This is a genomic window from Micromonospora carbonacea (assembly GCF_014205165.1).
GTDB lineage: Bacteria > Actinomycetota > Actinomycetes > Mycobacteriales > Micromonosporaceae > Micromonospora > Micromonospora carbonacea.
This window is the reverse complement of sequence record NZ_JACHMZ010000001.1, coordinates 4,601,853-4,619,381: the sequence shown is the minus strand read 5'-3', so window position 1 is coordinate 4,619,381 and position 17,529 is coordinate 4,601,853. Positions and strand designations below refer to the sequence as shown.

General features: G+C 74.9%; 7 protein-coding genes. 1 reads left to right on the top strand and 6 read right to left on the bottom strand.

Annotated elements, in window-relative coordinates; genetic code table 11:
- Nucleotides 1-7: 7 nt before the first annotated feature.
- The 6 genes from HDA31_RS33080 to HDA31_RS19390 all read right to left on the bottom strand — a co-directional run bounded on the left by HDA31_RS33080 (nucleotide 8) and on the right by HDA31_RS19390 (nucleotide 5,869).
- Nucleotides 8-1,378 carry a glycosyltransferase gene (locus HDA31_RS33080; protein ID WP_178064089.1) on the bottom strand — a complete coding sequence of 457 codons (1,371 nt, stop codon included), beginning with the start codon at nucleotides 1,376-1,378 and terminating at the stop codon, nucleotides 8-10.
- A 72-nt stretch (nucleotides 1,379-1,450) separates the two neighbouring features.
- Nucleotides 1,451-2,536, bottom strand: a complete 1,086-nt coding sequence (locus HDA31_RS19410) for an MFS transporter (protein ID WP_178064090.1) — start codon at nucleotides 2,534-2,536, stop codon at nucleotides 1,451-1,453.
- A 55-nt stretch (nucleotides 2,537-2,591) separates the two neighbouring features.
- The gene (locus HDA31_RS19405) at nucleotides 2,592-3,257 is read right to left on the bottom strand and encodes an SIS domain-containing protein (protein WP_178064091.1); all 666 of its coding nucleotides are present in this window, start codon (nucleotides 3,255-3,257) and stop codon (nucleotides 2,592-2,594) included.
- On the bottom strand, nucleotides 3,254-4,021 hold the full coding sequence (locus HDA31_RS19400; protein WP_074479204.1) for a cupin domain-containing protein: 768 nt from the start codon (nucleotides 4,019-4,021) through the stop codon (nucleotides 3,254-3,256). The genes HDA31_RS19405 and HDA31_RS19400 overlap by 4 nt, the downstream gene beginning before the upstream one ends.
- Before the next feature lie 11 nt (nucleotides 4,022-4,032).
- A complete protein-coding gene (locus HDA31_RS19395) occupies nucleotides 4,033-4,974 on the bottom strand; it encodes a transketolase family protein (protein ID WP_178064092.1) in 942 nt (313 codons plus the stop codon).
- On the bottom strand, nucleotides 4,958-5,869 hold the full coding sequence (locus HDA31_RS19390; RefSeq protein WP_178064093.1) for a transketolase: 912 nt from the start codon (nucleotides 5,867-5,869) through the stop codon (nucleotides 4,958-4,960). The genes HDA31_RS19395 and HDA31_RS19390 overlap by 17 nt, the downstream gene beginning before the upstream one ends.
- Nucleotides 5,870-7,109: 1,240 nt before the next feature.
- Between HDA31_RS19390 and HDA31_RS19385 the strand changes: the two genes are divergently transcribed.
- Nucleotides 7,110-17,495, top strand: coding sequence for a type I polyketide synthase (locus HDA31_RS19385; protein ID WP_178064094.1), 10,386 nt, complete (start codon nucleotides 7,110-7,112; stop codon nucleotides 17,493-17,495).
- The last annotated feature ends 34 nt before the right edge of the window (nucleotides 17,496-17,529 follow it).

Sequence of the window (17,529 nt, the reverse complement as noted above, 5' to 3'; positions counted from 1 at the left end):
CCGCCTTTCACAGTTCGTCGATCATGGTCGCGGTCGAGAGGACCTCCCCGTCGGGAAGGAACTCGGCCCTTACCTTGTCGTGCGCCCGCTTGCCGAGGATCTGCGTGTCCACCTCCCGTCCGACCGCTCGGCGCAGGATCCGGCCGAAGGCCGCCAGGTCCGTCGGGTCGTCCACCAGCAGGCCGTCGAGCTGGTCGGTGATCTGCGTCCGGATGCCGCCGACGGCGCTCGCCACCACCACCCGTGACTTCCACATCGCCTCGGTGACCGTCAGGCCGAACCCCTCGGCGAGGCTCTTCTGCACCACCACGTCCGACGCGCGCTGGATCGCGTTGACCAGCAGGGCGTTCTCCGTGAGGTCCGCCATCGGCAGGCAGACCAGCGCCACCCGTGCGCGCTGGCGCGGCGGCAGCGCCCGCCACGCCTCGACGCAGCGGTCGTACCAGACCTGCTGTTCGATGTCGTCGGGGATGGCGGCGGTGTCCGGCCCGACGAGCGCGAGGTAGCCGTCGTCCACGTGGGAGGTGACGCCGTCCAGGACCCCGTGCATGTCCTTGAGGCGGTCCCACCGGGAGACCTGGGTGACGAGGGGCTGACCGGGGCGGGGCCGCTCCTGCGCGATCACCTGGGGCGGTCGCCGGATGCCGACCTCGCCGACCGGCGTGCGCAGCGTCGCCGGGCCGGGCGCCTCGTGCTCCGGATGCAGGCCGCACCGGGCCAGCAGGTGCTCGACGGTGGCGGCGTCGAGCTCGCAGTTCTTCGCGGTGAACGGCGACGTGAACAGCGGCCGGATCCGGACCGGGCGGGCCGCGAACCGGTCGGGCACGAGCGTGTCCGCGCAGAAGATCAGCTCGCGTACGCCGGTCAGCAGCGGCGTGAGGAAGTCCCAGGCCGCCTCGGACGCCTCGGTCGGCGCGTCGACGCCGACGTAGCAGCGCCAGTAGACCGCGCCGACCCGGTCCAGCAGCGGTTCGGCCAGGCCGGCCGCCTGGTGGTCGTGCAGGATCACGATGTCGCCGGGCCGGACCCGCGACAGCAGGTCGTCCCGGGCCGAGGCCAGCGTCCGCAGGTAGAGCCCCCGCTCGGCCGGCCCGAGGGGACCGCCGTCACCCGGGCTGCCGTAGAGGGCCACCCCGAGCCGCTTGGTGATCGTGAAGAAGTCGGCGTCGCCGTTGATCACCGCCCAGGTCGCCGAGACGCCGAGGTCCCGGTAGAGGGGAAGGGCCATCTGGAGGGTCTCGGCGACGCCCCCGCCGGCCCCGGTGGAGTTGACGTGCCAGAGGGTGCCGCCGGCCAGCCGGTCCCGGATCCGGGCGGCCGCCCGCCGCAGCGCGTCGGCGCGGTCCGGGCCGAGCAGCGCCTCCAGTCGGGGGAGCACCGGTCGGGGGTCTGGCTGTTGAATGCTGAGCACCTGCCGCCTCCGTTCTGCCGATCTTCGGGAATGTGCGGGTCATGGAGTGGTCAGCGCCTGCCCGGCCAACCAGGGGAAGAACATGGCGCCGAGGCTCGCCGCGCACAGGCAGACGCCGCTGACCATGCCGGTCATCTCCACCCGGCGGGCGAGCATCGCGAAGGCCGACGGGAAGATCGACGACATGCCGAGCCCGACGGTGACCACGCCGGCGGTCACGACCGCCACCGACGAGGCGTTGTTGACGATGAGGGCGACGGCCAGCGCGCAGACCGCCGCGCTCGACGCCACGATCACCGCGGGACGGAGCCGCTGGGCGAACGGCACCCACAGCAGACGTCCGACCGTGACCGCGACCCAGAACAGCGAGGTGAAGTACGCGGCGGTGGCGGCGTCGTCGGTCAGCCCCCGGAGCAGGACGAACGAGGGGAGCCAACCCGAGATGCTGATCTCCGCGCCGACGTAGAGGAACAGCAGGACCGCCACGCCGCCGATCATCAGGTAGTGCCGGCCGCCGCCCCTGCCCCGCTGCTCGGACTCCGGGCGGGGCGCGCGGGTCCGCAGGACCCACAGCGTCAACGCGACCGCGCACCCGCAGACCAGCCAGTAGGCGAGGCGGACGTCGCCGGTCCAGGTGATCGACAGGCCGATCATCAGCGGCATGACCAGCGACCCCGCGCCGAGGAAGAAGTCGGCCGCGTTGATGAACGGGCCCACCTTCGCCCGCCGCACCCACAGCAGGAGCGTGTTGACCGTGACGAAGACGAACGTCTTCGCCAGCCCCAGCGCCCAGAACAGGACCGCGAGCGCGACGGGCCACCGCAGCAGCGGGATCGCGGCGAGGACCACCGCGACCGCGACCAGCCCCACCGCCACCTGCACGTGCGTCCCGATCCGGTTGAGCAGCCGCCCGGCGATGAGGGAGCCGCACACCGAGCCGAAGGCGTCGGCGGTGAACAGGATGGCCAGTGTGCGCAGCGGGGACCCGGTCATGGCCAGGAAGGTCTGCATCGACGGGCCGAGGACCGCCGAGAGCAGGCCGACCAGGCCGTAGCCCAGGAAGTAGGTGACGGTCAGCCGGGTGCTGTCCCGGGCCTCCGCGGTCCGTGGCTGCGTAACGATCACCGGGGTCGCCTCCTCGTCGCTCGGCGTGCGCGCCTGTCGCTCACGGGCAGCCGGCTCAGGATGAGGCGACTCCGGAGGGGAGGCGGGCGAGGCGCTCCGCCACGCGTTGCTTCAACAGGCCGACCAGGATGTGATTGAGTGACAGCATAGCGTCCTCAAAGTGAAAGTTGTTGTTGTTGCTACCGGTCTGTCCCGGGAACCGCGACGACCCGGGCACGACGATGCAGACGTCGGCGAGGGCGCGGCAGCGGCCCCCGTCGCCCTTCGTCATGGCGAACGTCCTGGCGCCCGCCTGCCCGGCGACCTCCAGCGCGCGGACCACGTTCGGCGAGTTGCCGCTGCCGGAGTAGGCCATCACCAGGTCGTCGCGGGTCACCACCGGCTCCAGCGACGCCACGTACATCTCGTCCGGGCCCAGGTCGTTCACCAGGCCGGTCAGCTCCGCCGGCGAGCCGCACAGGTTCACGAACGACAGTCGTTTCACCGACCGCGGCAGCGGACGGGACTTGTCCTCCGAGACGAAGGGGTGGTGCTTGAAGTCGCAGTAGGCGTGGTCGAGGGTCCCCGAGTTGCCGCCGTTGGCCATGGCGTAGACGGTGCCGCCGGCCTCGTAGGTGTCGAACAGCATCTCCGCCAGCGCCGCCACCGACGCGACGGGGAACTGCTCGCAGATCGCGATCTTCTCGGCGAGGTAGAGCCCCACCAGGTCGGCGGCGCTCACCGGGCCCGCCCCAGGTGCTCCGCGTCGATCCGGCCGTTTCCCCGGTTGGTGTCGTCGGCCCACCTGATCACGTCGTCCAGCTCGGTGGTCGAGACCTCGACCGAGGTGTAGTCGGTGTCCGCGATGACCCGGTGCAGGACGTTGGCGTCCGACGTCCAACTCGAACCCGGTCCGTGCCCGGCCCGGGGGATGGCCGCGGCGTCGACGACCGCCCCTGGGTCCGCCGGCGCGGGCGTCCCGTTGAGCACGACCGCCTCGCCGGTGACGACGTAGTTCGTCTCCACCTTGCGCTGGTGCGACTGCAACGACGACTGGTGGCCCGCCGTCATGTGGATCTGCTTCAGCGCGTACGTCGCGCCGGGCAGGTTGTTGGTGTACCAGACCTCGTGGCCCCAGGGCTTCTCCACGAGGTAGTCGTCGATGTCCAGGCAGTCGGTGACCGCCGAGGCCCCGGTGGCCGCGTCCCCGTGGTCCGAGCCGGCCTCGACGACGATCGCCGGCACCGTGCCGACCTGCGTGAACCGGTACACCGCACCGGGCGGGGCGTGCCATCCCCGGAGCGCGCCGTACTCGCGCGGCGACCCGCTGCCGGAGCGCTGCTCGACCCGCACCCGGCCGGCGACCACCACGAAGCTGCGGTGGCCGTGGGGATGCGACCGGAAGTCCACCGTCTCGCCGGCCCCGAGGCGGTGCTCCACGAACACATACGGCCGGTCGGCCAGCCCGTCCACCAGGTCCCGGCTGTTGCGTACCTGCTGTTCCAAGACGTTCCTCCTCATCGCGGGGCCGTCGCCAGGTCGGCGTCGGCGAAGCTCGTCAGGTGGTGCACCACGCCGTCGCGGTCCAGCCGGTAGCGGGCGTAGAGGTCGCGGGGGTCGCCCGCCTGGCCGTAGTCGGGGACACCCCAGGCGCGGAACGCGACCCGGTGCCCGCGGTCGAGGACGATCCGGGCGACCTCGTCGGCCAGCCCACCCCGGACGTAGTGGTCCTCGATGACGAACACCCGTCGGTGCGCGTCGACGATGTCGCCCAGCGCCGCGGCGTCGACCGGCAACGAGGAGACGTTCACGACGGTCGGCGTGATGCCCCGCGCGGCCAGGGTGTCCAGCGCGTCCAGGACCACGCCCACCGTGCCGCCCATCGAGAAGACGACGACGTCGCGCCCCGCGTGCAGGACGTCCGGCGCGCCGGGCACGAACCGGTGCCGCGGGTCGTGCACCTCGCGCTGCGGCTGGCGGCAGAGCCGAAGGTAGGTGGGCCGGCGGTGGCCGACGACGTGGCGCATCATCTCCCGGGTCTCCACACCGTCGACGGGATGCAGGATCTCCACGTTGGGCAGGGTCCGCATCAGCGCGACGTCCCGCAGACCCATCTGGGTGGGCCCGTCCTTGCCGATGGCCAGGCCGGCGTGGGTGCCGACCAGCACGACGCCGGCGTCGTTGAGCCCCACCGACTGGAATATCTCCAGGTACTTCCCGGTCAGGAAGTGCCCGAAGCTCGCGACGAACGGCCGGAAGCCCTCCTGCGCCAGGCCGGCCGCGACGCCCACGGCGTTGGCCTCGGCGATGCCGACCTCGAAGAACCGGTGCGGGAACCGCGCCCGGAAGGCGGCCGTCTTGGTGGCCGAGGCCAGGTCGCAGTTCACCACCACGATGTCCTCGTGCTCGGCCGCGAGGTCGGCCAGGGACTCGCCGAACCAGTCACGGGTGGCTTTCATCGCGCCTCCCCTCCAGGTAGCGCATCGCCGACTCGTACTCCTCCGTGGTGAGGGTCGCGCTGTGTGATCCGTTGAGCGCGATCCTCCCGGGCCCGAGATGCCCCTTGCGGGTGCGCGCGATGACCACGGAGGGCTGCGCCTGGTTGTCGCGGGCGTTGGCCAGGGCGTCCATCAGCGACAGGTGGGAGTGGCCGTTGACGTCCTGGACGTGCCACTCGAAGGCGCGGAACCGCTCGGCCAGCCCGGCCAACGGCATGATCTCGGACAGCAGCCCGTCGTTCTGGCTGCCGTTGTGGTCGACGACCAGCACGACGTTGGCGAGTCGACGCGCGCCGGCCACGGTCACCGCCTCCCAGATCTGGCCTTCCTGCAACTCCCCGTCGCCGGCCAGGCAGTACACGAAGTCGCCCCGGCCCCGCAGCCGCTTGGCCTGGGCCCGCCCGACGGCCACGGAGAGCCCCTGGCCGAGCGCGCCGGTGCTGAGGTCCACGAGGTCCAGCCGGGTGCGGTCCGGGTGCCCCTGCAACCGGCTGTCGATCTGGCGCAGGGTGCCGACCTCCTCGGGTCCCAGGTCGCCGCCGACCATGAGGGAGGCGTACCAGGCCGGGGCCGCGTGGCCCTTGGAGAGGATGAACACGTCGCTTTCGCTGCGGGACCGCGTCGCGGACCAGTTCATCTGGTCGAATCGCAACACGCTGATGATGTCGACGCAGGACAGTGAGGAACCGACGTGTCCCGAGCCGGCGCGGTAGATCATTTCCAGCACCGCCGCGCGGCTGCGGTCGGCCAGTTGTCCCGTCCGGGCCAGCCGCGTCGGTAGGGGCGACTCCCGCCGGTGGGAGAGCCTGTCGTCCGGCGGTGGCTCAGGTGTGGCATAGCTGATGCTGGGCTGCATGCGTGCGCCTTCCTGTCAGGATCCGGCCCGATGGCTGCGGGCAGGTTGATACGCGTGGCGGAGTCGGCCGCCGAGGCGGGCCGACACGGTGACGTTCGGGCATCGCGGAGGAACGCGCCGAGCGGCGCGGGACGGATCACACACGGGATCGCGGGCGTCGGCGCGGTGGCGCGGTCGCCGGCGGTCGGGCAACTCAGGGTGGGCGGGTGGCTCAGGTGGGCAGGTGCGGGTCGTCGCCGGACGGGCCTTCGCGCGGGGCCCGGCGGTCGTGCCCGGCGGACCGCGGGGGCCGGCCGGCCGACGGTCGGGAGGGCCCCGAGCCGGTCCGCCCGCCGGCAGTGTGCCGACCGGTCGACATCGCCAACTTCTCCAATTCGGGGTAATGCTGTCGCCTCCAGTCACATTGCTGGGCTGCCGCGAATCCGTCAAGGGCGAATTCGTTTCGGCGAGCCGCGGTGGGATGTGCAGCGCTGACTGCGGAGTGCGTTGCCACCTCGGCTATCCGGGGTGGATCGAGCGGGCGGGGCGGGAGCGGATAACGCCTTTTCTCGCTTTAAACGTGATGTGGGTCACATTATTGTTTCATATTGTGCACTTCGTTCGGGTGCTCTTTCGGCCCGCATTCGCAATGCCTGACGGTGGGAATTGCGGGCCGGATCTGCTCGTGCCGCGTCCCGGCCCCGGCGGCGGCGTCCGCGACCCCGGCCCGCGCAATGCCCCACCCGACGTCGGCGTCGGCCCCGGGAAGCTCCGCCCGGTGGGGCGCGGGGCGCCGTGGCCCGCCGCAAACGAAAAATGACAATGGGTGGCCTGACGTTTCCTTGCCGGGGCCGGCTGCCGATTGTTCGACATCGGCGGAACGGCGCGATCGGGGGCGTGCCCGTCCGGCTGCCGCCCGGGCCGGGATCCGGGCGGCCGAAAGCCGACGGCGCTCCGTGGCCGCCCCCGTCGGGACCGCCCCCGCCCGCGCGCCCGGCGGCCCCCTCGGGGCGGCCCCGGCCCAGCCTGCGGCCGGTCCGAGCCTGGTTCTGGTAGGGGCGACCCTAGGGGCACCGTAGGGGTTGTGACCGCCGCCGGTCGACATTTACCTTCCTCCGGTAAGTAGGACCTGGTGGGCGCGGTCAACACTGTTGGTTAATGCAATTCGTGGTCGGGCTTGATGGGCCTTGGTGTCGCGGCTTGAGGCGTCTGTGGACGGTATTGGGTCGCCTGTTTGTTCCGGCCCGAAAAGGTGGCGCTAATGGCGACTGAGGACACTCTCCGGGAATACCTGAAATGGGTGACCGCGGATCTTCACCAGACGAAGAGGAAACTCGGGGAGCTGGAGGCGGCCCACCGGGAGCCCATCGCCATCGTCGGTATCGGCTGCCGGTTCCCGGGCGGCGTGCGGTCCCCCGAGGACCTGTGGCGGCTCGTCGCCGACGGCCGGGACGCCATCTCCGACTTCCCCGCCGACCGGGGCTGGGACGTCGACCGGCTCGTCCACCCCGACCCCGACCACCCCGGCACCTCGTACGTCGGGCAGGGCGGGTTCCTCGACTCGGCCACCGAGTTCGACGCCGGCTTCTTCGGCATCTCCCCGCGCGAGGCGCTGGGCATGGACCCGCAGCAGCGGCTGCTGCTGGAGACCTCCTGGGAGGCGTTCGAGCACGCGGGCATCGACCCGGCGACGCTGCGCGGCCACCAGGTCGGCGTCTTCGCCAGCACCACCGGCCAGGACTACGCGGCGCTGCTCCAGTCGCCCCCGCCCGGCGTCGAGGGGTACGTCCTCACCGGCACCGCCGCCAGCGTCGTCTCCGGCCGGATCTCGTACGTGCTCGGCGTGGAGGGCCCCGCCGTCTCCGTCGACACCGCCTGCTCGTCGTCGCTGGTGGCGCTGCACCTGGCCTGCCACGCCCTGCGGCAGGGGGAGTGCACCCTCGCGTTGGCCGGCGGCGCGACCGTCATGTCCACCCCGGCCGCGTTCATCGGCTTCTCCCGGCAGCGCGGCCTCGCCGTCGACGGCCGGGTCAAGGCGTTCGCCGGGGCCGCCGACGGCACCGCCTGGGGCGAGGGCGTCGGCGTGCTCCTCGTCGAGCGGCTGTCCGACGCCCGTCGCAACGGCCACCCCGTCCTCGCCGTGGTGCGGGGCTCCGCCGTCAACCAGGACGGCGCGTCCAACGGGCTGACGGCCCCCAACGGCCCCGCCCAGCAGCGGGTGGTGCTCCAGGCGCTGGCCGGCGCGCGGCTCACCCCCGCCGACGTGGACGCCGTCGAGGCCCACGGCACCGGCACCAGCCTCGGCGACCCGATCGAGGCCACCGCGCTGCTCGCCACGTACGGGCAGGGTCGCCCGGCGGACCGGCCGCTGCGGCTCGGCTCGGTCAAGTCGAACATCGGCCACACCCAGGCCGCCGCCGGCGTCGCCGGGGTCATCAAGATGGTGCTGGCGCTGCGCCACGGCCAGCTTCCCGCCACCCTGCACGTCGACGAGCCGACCCCGCACGTCGACTGGGCGGCCGGCGCGGTGTCCCTGCTCACCGAGGCGCAGCCCTGGCCGGCGGGGGAGCGGCCCCGCCGCGCGGGCGTCTCCTCCTTCGGGATGAGCGGCACCAACGCCCACGTGATCATCGAGGAGGCCCCGGCGGAGACGCCGGACGCCGCCCCGGCGGCCCCCGGCACCCCGCCCGCCGAGGCCGCCCCGGCGACCCGCCCGGCCGTCCCCGCCCCGGTGGCGACCGCCGGCCTGGTCCCGGTGCTGCTGTCCGCCCGGGACGCCGCCGCGCTGCCCGCCCAGGCCGCCCGCTGGGCCGACTGGCTCGACGCCGACGCCGCGGGCCCCGGCACCGAAGCCGCCGACCCTGGGACCGGTGCCGGGGCGCGGCTGACCGACCTCGGCTGGTCGTCGGTCACCACCCGGGGCGCGCTGGAGCACCGGGCCGTCGTCCTCGCCGCCGACCGCGCCGGCCTGCTGCGCGACCTGCGTACGCTCGCCGCCGGCGACACCGCCCCCGGCCTCGTCACCGGCGCGCCGCGCGGCGGGCAGCTCGCGTTCCTGTTCTCCGGGCAGGGCGCGCAGCGCGCCGGCATGGGCCGGGAGCTGGCCGCCGCGTTCCCGGCGTTCGCCGCCGCCCTCGACGAGGTCTGCGCGCATCTCGACCCCCGGCTGCCGAAGCCGCTGAAGACCGTCCTGTTCGCCGAGGCCGGCACGCCCGACGCCGCGCTGCTCGACCAGACGGTGTTCACCCAGGCCGGGCTGTTCGCCGTCGAGGTGGCCCTGCACCGGCTGCTGGAGTCCTGGGGCGTCACCCCCGACGTGCTGGTCGGCCACTCGATCGGCGAGATCACCGCCGCGCACGTCGCCGGGGTGTTCACCCTCGCCGACGCCTGCGCGCTCGTCGCGGCGCGGGGGCGGCTGATGCAGGCGTTGCCGCCCGGCGGGGCGATGCTGGCGGTCGCCGCCGACGAGGCGTCCGTCGTCGAGTCCCTCGCCGGGCTGACCGGCCCGGTCGGGATCGCCGCCGTCAACGGCCCGGCCGCCGTGGTCGTCGCCGGCGCCGAGGCCGCCATCGACGAACTCGCCGACCTGTGGACCGGGCGCGGTGTGCAGGCCAAGCGGCTGAAGGTCAGCCACGCGTTCCACAGCCCGCTGATGGAGCCGATGCTCGCCGGGTTCGCCGCCGTCGTCGCCGGGCTCGACCTGCGCGCGCCGACCCTGCCCATCGTGTCCAACGTGACCGGCGGCCTCGCCGACCCGGCGGCGATCCGTACCCCGGACTACTGGGTGCGGCACGTCCGCGAGGCCGTCCGCTTCGCCGACGGCGTACGCACCCTGCGCGCCCACGGCGTCGGCACGTACCTCGAGGTCGGCCCCAGCGGGGTGCTCACCGCGCTGACCCGGGAGACCCTCGGGCCCGACGCCGACCCCACCGCCGCCGTGGCGCTGCTGCGCCGCGACCGCCCCGAGTCGGCGTCCCTGCTCACCGCGCTCGCCGAGCTGCACGTCGCCGGGGTGCCCGTCGGCTGGCGGGAACTGTTCGCCGGCGCCGACCCCCGCCGCGTCCGGCTGCCCGGATACGCGTTCCACCGCGAGCGCTACTGGCCCGACCTGACGGCCCCGCCCGCCCCCGCCGGCACGGAGTCCACCGCCGACGCCGCGTTCTGGGCGGCCGTCGAACGGGCCGACGTCGACGCCCTGCGCGACCAGCTCGGCAGCGCCCCGGCCGGCGACGCCGACCCCGTGGACGCCCTGCTGCCCGCGCTGCCCGTCCTCGCCGCCTGGCGACGCGACCGGCACGACTCGGGCGTGGCGGACGGCTGGTCGTACCAGGTGGTGTGGAAGCCCGTGCCGGTCGCCGAGGGTGACCGGCCGGCGGGCCGCTGGCTGCTCGTGCTGCCCGCCGACGCCGCGCCCGCCTGGGCCGACGGCCTCGCCGGCCTGCTGCGGGCCGGCGGCGACGAACCGGCGACCCTGCGCGTGGGAGCCGACGACCTCGACCGGGCCGCGCTCGCCGACCGGCTGCGCGCCGCCGTCGGCGAAGCGCCCGTCGCCGGGGTGCTGCACCTCGTCGCCGGCCAGGACGCGCTGCTGCCCGCCCACCCCGGCACGAGCGTCGCCGCCGCCACCACCCTCGTGCTGCTCCAGGCCCTCACCGACCTCGACGTCGCCGCGCCCGTCTGGTGCGTCACCAGCGGGGCCGTCAAGGCCGGCCCCGCCGACCGGGTCGACCACCCCCTCCAGACCCTCGTGTGGGGCCTCGGCCGGGCCGCCGCCGTCGAGCAGCCGCACCGCTGGGGCGGCCTCGTCGACGTGCCGGCCCACCCCGACGAGAGCGTGCTGCGCCGGCTCGCCGCCGTCCTGGCCGGCGGCAGCGGCGAGGACCAGGTCGCCGTGCGCCCCGGCGGAGTCTGGGGCCGCCGGCTCGCCCCGGCCGCCGCCCCCGACCGGCCCGCCACCGACTGGTGGGCCGACGGCACCGTCCTGGTCACCGGTGGCACCGGCGCGCTCGGCGGCCACGTCACCCGCTGGCTGCTCGACAAGGGGGCCCGCCGGGTCGTCCTCGTCGGCCGGCGCGGCGTCGCCACCCCCGGGCTCCTCGACGGGTACGCCGACGACGGGCGGGTCACCGCCGCCGCCTGCGACGTCACCGACCGGGACGCCGTCGCCGCGCTGCTGGACACGCTGCCCGACCTGACCGCCGTCGTGCACGCCGCCGGCACCGACCAGCTCACCCCGCTCACCGGCACCACCCTCGACGAGTTCTCCCACGTCGTCGCCGGCAAGGTGCTCGGCGCGCTAAACCTGCACGACTGCCTCGCCGACCGACCGCTGACCGCGTTCCTGCTGTTCTCCTCCATCTCCGGCGTGTGGGGCAGCGCCGGCCAGTGCGCGTACGGGGCCGGCAACTCGCTGCTCGACGCGCTCGCCGTGCACCGCCGCGACCGGGGCCTCGCCGCCACCGCCGTGTCCTGGACCGCGTGGGGCGGGGCCGACGGCATGGCCGCCAAGAACACCGCCACCGAGGCGCTGCACCGGATGGGCCTGCCCACCATCGACCCGCAGCACGCCCTCGTCGCCCTCGACCGGGCGGTGCGCCGGCCCACCCCCTGCGTCACCGTCGCCGACGTCGACTGGGGCCGCTTCCACCCGGCGTTCACCCTCACCCGGCCCAGCCCGCTGCTGTCCGAGCTGCCCCAGGTGCGGGCCCTCGCCGAAGCCGACGCCGAGGCCGCCGCCGCGCCGGCCGGCGTCGCCGACGCCCTGCGCCACCTCGCCGACCTGCCCGAGGCCGAGCAGGAACGCGAACTGCTCGGCATCGTCAACGCGCAGACCGCCCGCGTCCTCGGCCACGCCACCGCCGACGACCTGCGCGGCCGGCCGTTCGCCGACCTCGGCTTCGACTCACTCACCGCCGTGGACCTGCGTACCCGGCTCACCGAGGTCACCGGGCTGCGCCTGCCGTCCACCCTCGTCTTCGACCACCCGACCCCCGCCGACCTGGCCCGGCACCTGCGCGAGACCGCGTTCGGCACCACCGCAGCCCCGACCGCCGAGGCCCGTGTCGCCGTGGGCACCGACGAACCCGTCGCCATCGTCGGCATGGCCTGCCGCTACCCCGGCGACGCCCGCAGCCCCGAGGAGCTGTGGCGGCTCGTCGCCGACGGCGTCGACGCCATCGGCGACTTTCCCACCGACCGGGGCTGGGCCACCACCACCCCGGACAGCGGATACGCCCCGGCCGGCGGCTTCCTCTACGACGTCCCCGCCTTCGACCCCGCGTTCTTCGGCATCTCGCCGCGCGAGGCCCTCGCCATGGACCCGCAGCAGCGGCTCACCCTGGAGGCGTCCTGGGAGGTTCTGGAACGCGCCGGGCTCGACCCCGGCAGCCTCAAGGGCAGCCGCACCGGCGTCTTCGTCGGCGCGTCCACCTCCGGCTACGGGACGGGGCTCACCGAGGTGCCCGAGGGCACCGAGGGCTACCTGATGACCGGCGCCGCGCACAGCATCATCTCCGGTCGCGTCGCGTACACGCTCGGCCTCGAAGGGCCCGCCGTCACCGTCGACACGGCCTGCTCGTCGTCGCTGGTCGCGCTGCACCTCGCCGGCGAGGCGCTGCGCCGGGGCGAATGCGACCTGGCCCTGGCCGGCGGCGTCACCGTGATGGCCACCCCCGGCACGTTCGCCGAGTTCTCCCGCCAGCAGGGCCTTGCCGCCGACGGCCGGTGCAAGTCGTTCGCGGCGTCGGCCGACGGGACGGGCTGGTCCGAGGGCGTCGGCATGCTCCTCGTCGAACGGCTCTCCGACGCCCGCCGCAACGGGCACCGGGTCCTCGCCGTGGTGCGCGGCAGCGCCGTGAACCAGGACGGTGCGTCGAACGGGTTGACTGCGCCGAACGGTCCGTCGCAGCAGCGGGTGATCCGGCAGGCCCTGGCGAACGCGCGGTTGTCCACGTCGGACGTGGACGTGGTGGAGGCGCACGGGACGGGCACGACGCTGGGTGATCCGATCGAGGCGCAGGCGTTGCTGGCGACGTATGGGCAGGACCGTCCCGGTGACCGGCCGCTGTTGTTGGGGTCGGTCAAGTCGAACATCGGTCATGCGCAGGCGGCGGCGGGTGTGGCGGGTGTGATCAAGGTGGTGCAGGCGATGCGGCACGGTGTGGTGCCGGCGTCGTTGCATGTGGACGAGCCGTCGCCGCACATCGACTGGTCTGCGGGTGCGGTGGACCTGGTGACGGAGGCGCGGCCGTGGCCGGTGGTGGACCGGCCCCGTCGGGCGGCGGTGTCGTCGTTCGGGATGTCCGGCACCAACGCCCACGTCATCGTCGAGCAGCCGGAGGAACCCGCCGACGCCCCGGTCGCGGACCCCGCGCCGGGGCTGGTCGACGCGGACGTCCTCGTCTGGCCGGTGTCGGCGCGGTCGGCGGCGGCGCTGCGCGACCAGGCCGCCCGGCTGGCCACTCACGTACGCGACCGCGACGCCCTGGACCCTGCCGCGCTGGCCTGGTCCCTCGCCACCACGCGCGCCACGTTCGATCAGCGGGCGTCGGTGGTCGGCTCGGGTGTGGAGGAGTTGCTGTCGGGGCTGGATGCTCTGGCGTCCGGTCTGCCGGCGGGCAATGTGGTGTCCGGTGTGGCGTCTGGTCACGGTGTGGGTCCGGTGTTCGTGTTCCCGGGGCAGGGTGCGCAGTCGGCGCGCATGGCGGCCGGTCTGGTGGGTCGTACTCCGGTGTTCGACGCGCGGTTGGCGGAGTGTCAGCGGGCCCTGGCTCCGTTCCTGGACGTCGACCTTGTCTCCGTGTTGACCGGGGATGACGAGTCGTGGTTGGAGCGGGTCGAGGTGGTGCAGCCGGTCCTGTGGGCCGTCGGCGTCGCCCTCGCGGCGGTGTGGGAACACGCGGGCGTGTCCCCGCAGGCGGTGGTCGGCCACTCGCAGGGCGAGATCGGTGCCGCCTGCGTCGCGGGGATCCTGTCCCTCGACGACGCGGCGAAGACCGTCGCTCTGCGGTCGCGGGCCCTGGCCGTGTTGCGGGGGACTGGTGCGATGGCGTCGGTTGACCTGTCCGCCGTCGCGGTGACCGCACGCCTCGCGCAGTTCCCGGGCGTGGGCGTCGCCGCCGTGAACGGTCCGGCGACGGTGGTGGTGTCGGGTCCGCCGCAGCCGGTCGCGGACCTGGTGCAGGCGTGCCAGGCCGAGGGGATCCGGGCGCGGTTGATTCCGGTGGACTACGCCTCGCACTCCCCGTCGGTGCAGGACGTCGCCGAACGCCTCCGCGCGGACCTGGCCGACGTGAGCCCGCAGCCGGGTCGGGTTCGGCTGGTGTCGACGTTGACGGGTGACTGGGTGGACCCGGGGAGCATGACGGCGGACTACTGGTATGACAACCTGCGGCAGACGGTGCAGTTCGACGCGGCCGTGCGGGTGGCCGTGGTGGCCGGGCACACGACGTTCGTGGAGATCAGCCCGCATCCGGTGTTGACGATGCCGGTGACGGCGATCCTCGACGACGCCGGGGTCACCGGCCACACGATCGGTAGCCTGCGCCGCGGTGACGACGACCCGACGCGGCTGCTGACCAACCTGGCCGCCGCGCACGCGATCGGCCTGCCCGTCGACCTGACGAAGGTCCTCGACGAGGCCGGCACCGTCGACCTGCCCACCTACCCGTTCGCGCGGGACCGCTACTGGTTGCAGGGCAGCGGCGCGAGCCGGGCCGGGCTGCCGGCGGTCGGCCTCGACGCCGCCGACCACCCGCTGCTCAGCGCGGTGGCCGACCTGCCGGGCGACGAGGGCCTGCTGCTCACCGGCCGGATCTCCCTGGCCACCCACCCGTGGCTCGCCGACCACGCCGTGCTCGGCACCGTCCTGCTGCCCGGCACCGCGCTGGTCGAGCTGGCCTCCTTCAGCGGCCGGCCACTCGACGCCGCCCACGTGACCGAGCTGGTCCTGGAGGCACCGCTCGCCGTGCCGGAGGAGGGGAGCGTCGACCTGCGGGTCCGCGTCGGTGCGGCCGGCGAGGACGGCCTGCGGCCCGTCTCCGTCCACTCGTGTGTCGGCGAGGCCCACCCGTCCGCCGCAGACGGCGGCGACCAGCCCGGGGCGGCCGGCCGGCAGTGGCAGCGGCACGCCCACGGCCTGCTCGCCCCCACCCGGCCGGTGACCGTCGCACCGGCCGCCGCGTGGCCCCCGCCCGGGGCGGAGCCGATCGCCCTCGACGCGTTGTATCCGCACCTCGCCGAACAGGGCTACCACTACGGCCCGGTGTTCCGGGCGCTGCGCGCCGCCTGGCGGCACGGCGACGACATCCTCGCCGAGGTCGCCCTCGACGCCGACGCGCCCGGCGACGCGGCCCCGTTCACCGTGCACCCGGCCCTGCTCGACGCCGCCCTGCACGCCATCGGCGCGAGCGCCCTTGCCGGCACCGGCAGCCAGCCCGACAGCGCCCACAGCGGGGCCGGGGCCGACGGCGACGGCAGCGAGGCCGACGGGGACAGCACCGGCAGCGGCGTGCAGCCGGGGCTGCCGTTCTCCTGGACCGGGGTGGCGATCGCGCCCACCCGGGCCCGGGAACTGCGCGTGCGCCTCACCGCCGCCGACGGGTCGGTGGCGGCCACCGTCACCGACACCGGCGGCGTGCCCGTCGCCTCCCTCGACGCCCTCGTGCTGCGGCCGATCACCGCCGACCAGCTCAGCGCCGCCCGCCGCACCGCCAACCGGTCCCTGTACCGCCTCGACTGGGTCACCCCGGAACCGGCCGCCGCCCGGCCCGCCGCCCTCGCCGCGCTCGGCGACGGGTGGTCGGGCGTCGAAGTCTTCGGGGGCAGCGACGGGTGGCCGGGCGTCGACGCGTACCCGAGCCTGTACGACCTGGTCGCGGCCGTGGCCGGCGGCGCAGCCCGGCCCGACGCGGTGCTCGCCGCCGTGACCGGGCAGCGCGCCGACGAGCCGAGCCCGGCGCGGGCCGCGCACCTGGCCGCCCACGAGGCCCTCGCCCTGGCCCAGGACTGGCTGGCCCGGCCGGAGCTGGAACCGGTCCGGCTCGTCGTGGTCACCCGGGGCGCGGTCGCCGTCGCCGCCGACGACCAGCTCACCGACCTGCCCGCCGCCACCGTGTGGGGCCTGGTGCGCTCCGCCCAGTCGGAGCACCCGGGCCGGATCGTCCTGCTCGACCTGGACGACGACCCCCGGTCGGCGGCGGCGCTGCCGGCGGCCCTGGCCACCGGGGAGCCGCAGCTTGCCGTCCGCGCCGGGCAGCTCCGCGCGCCCCGGCTGGCCCGGCTCGGCCCGCCGCCGGCCGAGGCGGCGGCCCCCGACCTGTCCGCCGGCACCGTCCTGGTCACCGGCGCGACCGGCGCGCTCGGCCGGCTCGTCGCCCGGCACCTGGCCACCCGGCACGGGGTACGCGGGCTGCTGCTGGCCAGCCGCAGCGGCCCCGACGCCCCCGGCGCGGCGGACCTCGTCGCCGAGCTGACCGGCCTCGGCGTGGCCGCGCAGGTGGTCGCCGCCGACGTCACCGACCGCGACGCGCTCGCCGTGCTGCTCGACGAGATCCCCGCCGACCGGCCCCTCGTCGGCGTCGTGCACGCCGCCGGGGTCCTCGACGACGGGGTGCTGCCGGCGCTCACCCCGGCCCGCTTCGACGCCGTCCTCGGGCCGAAGGTCGACGCCGCCTGGCACCTGCACGAGCTGACCGAGAAGCTGGACCTCGCCGCGTTCGTGCTGTTCTCGTCGGCGTCCGGGCTGTTCGGCGGCCCCGGGCAGGCCAACCACGCCGCCGCGAACGCCTTCCTCGACGCGCTCGCCCACCACCGGCGCGCGCGGGGGCTCACCGTCACGTCGATGGCGTGGGGGCCGTGGGCCAACCCCGACCTGCCCGGCGGGCGGCCCGGCCACGTCGACGAGCGGCGGATGAGCCGGGGCGGCTTCCGCCCCCTCGACGCCGACGAGGGCATGGAGCTGTTCACCGAGGGGCTGCGCCACGCCGGCCCGGTGGTCGTGCCCGTCGCCCTGGACCTGGGGGTGCTCGGGCGGCTCGGGCCGGTGCTGCCCCGGCTGCTGCACGGCCTGGTCCGCCCGGCCGGCGCGGCGGCACCGGCGGCGGCACCGGCCGCCGACGCGGCGGCGGCGCTGCGCGACACCCTCGCCGCCACCGGAGAGGCCGAGCGCGACCGGGTGCTGTCCGACCTGGTCCGCACCCACGCGGCGGCGGTCCTCGGCTACGCGTCGCTGCGCGACATCGACGCCGACAAGGGCTTCGTGGAGCTGGGCTTCGACTCGCTGACGGCGGTGGAGTTCCGCAACCGGCTCACCGCCGCCACCGGGCTGCGGCTGCCGTCGACCCTCGTCTACGACCGGCCCACCACCACCGCCCTCGTCGGCTACCTGCGGGGCGCGCTGCTCGCCGAGCGCAGCACGTCCGCGCTGTCGGTGCTCGGCGAGCTGAGCAAGCTGGAGACGGTCATGGGGGCCGTCGCCGCCGACGACACCGACCGCGCCGCCGTCGCCGACCGGCTGCGGGAGCTGCTGTCGGCGTGGACGCACACCGAGGCCGACGCCGCCGCCGACAGCGCCGGCGACGGCGGGCTCGCCTCCGCCACCGCGGAGGAGATCTTCCACCTGCTCGACGACGAGCTCGGAACGGCCTGACCCGGATGTCCCGGACGTCTGATCCCGATACGGA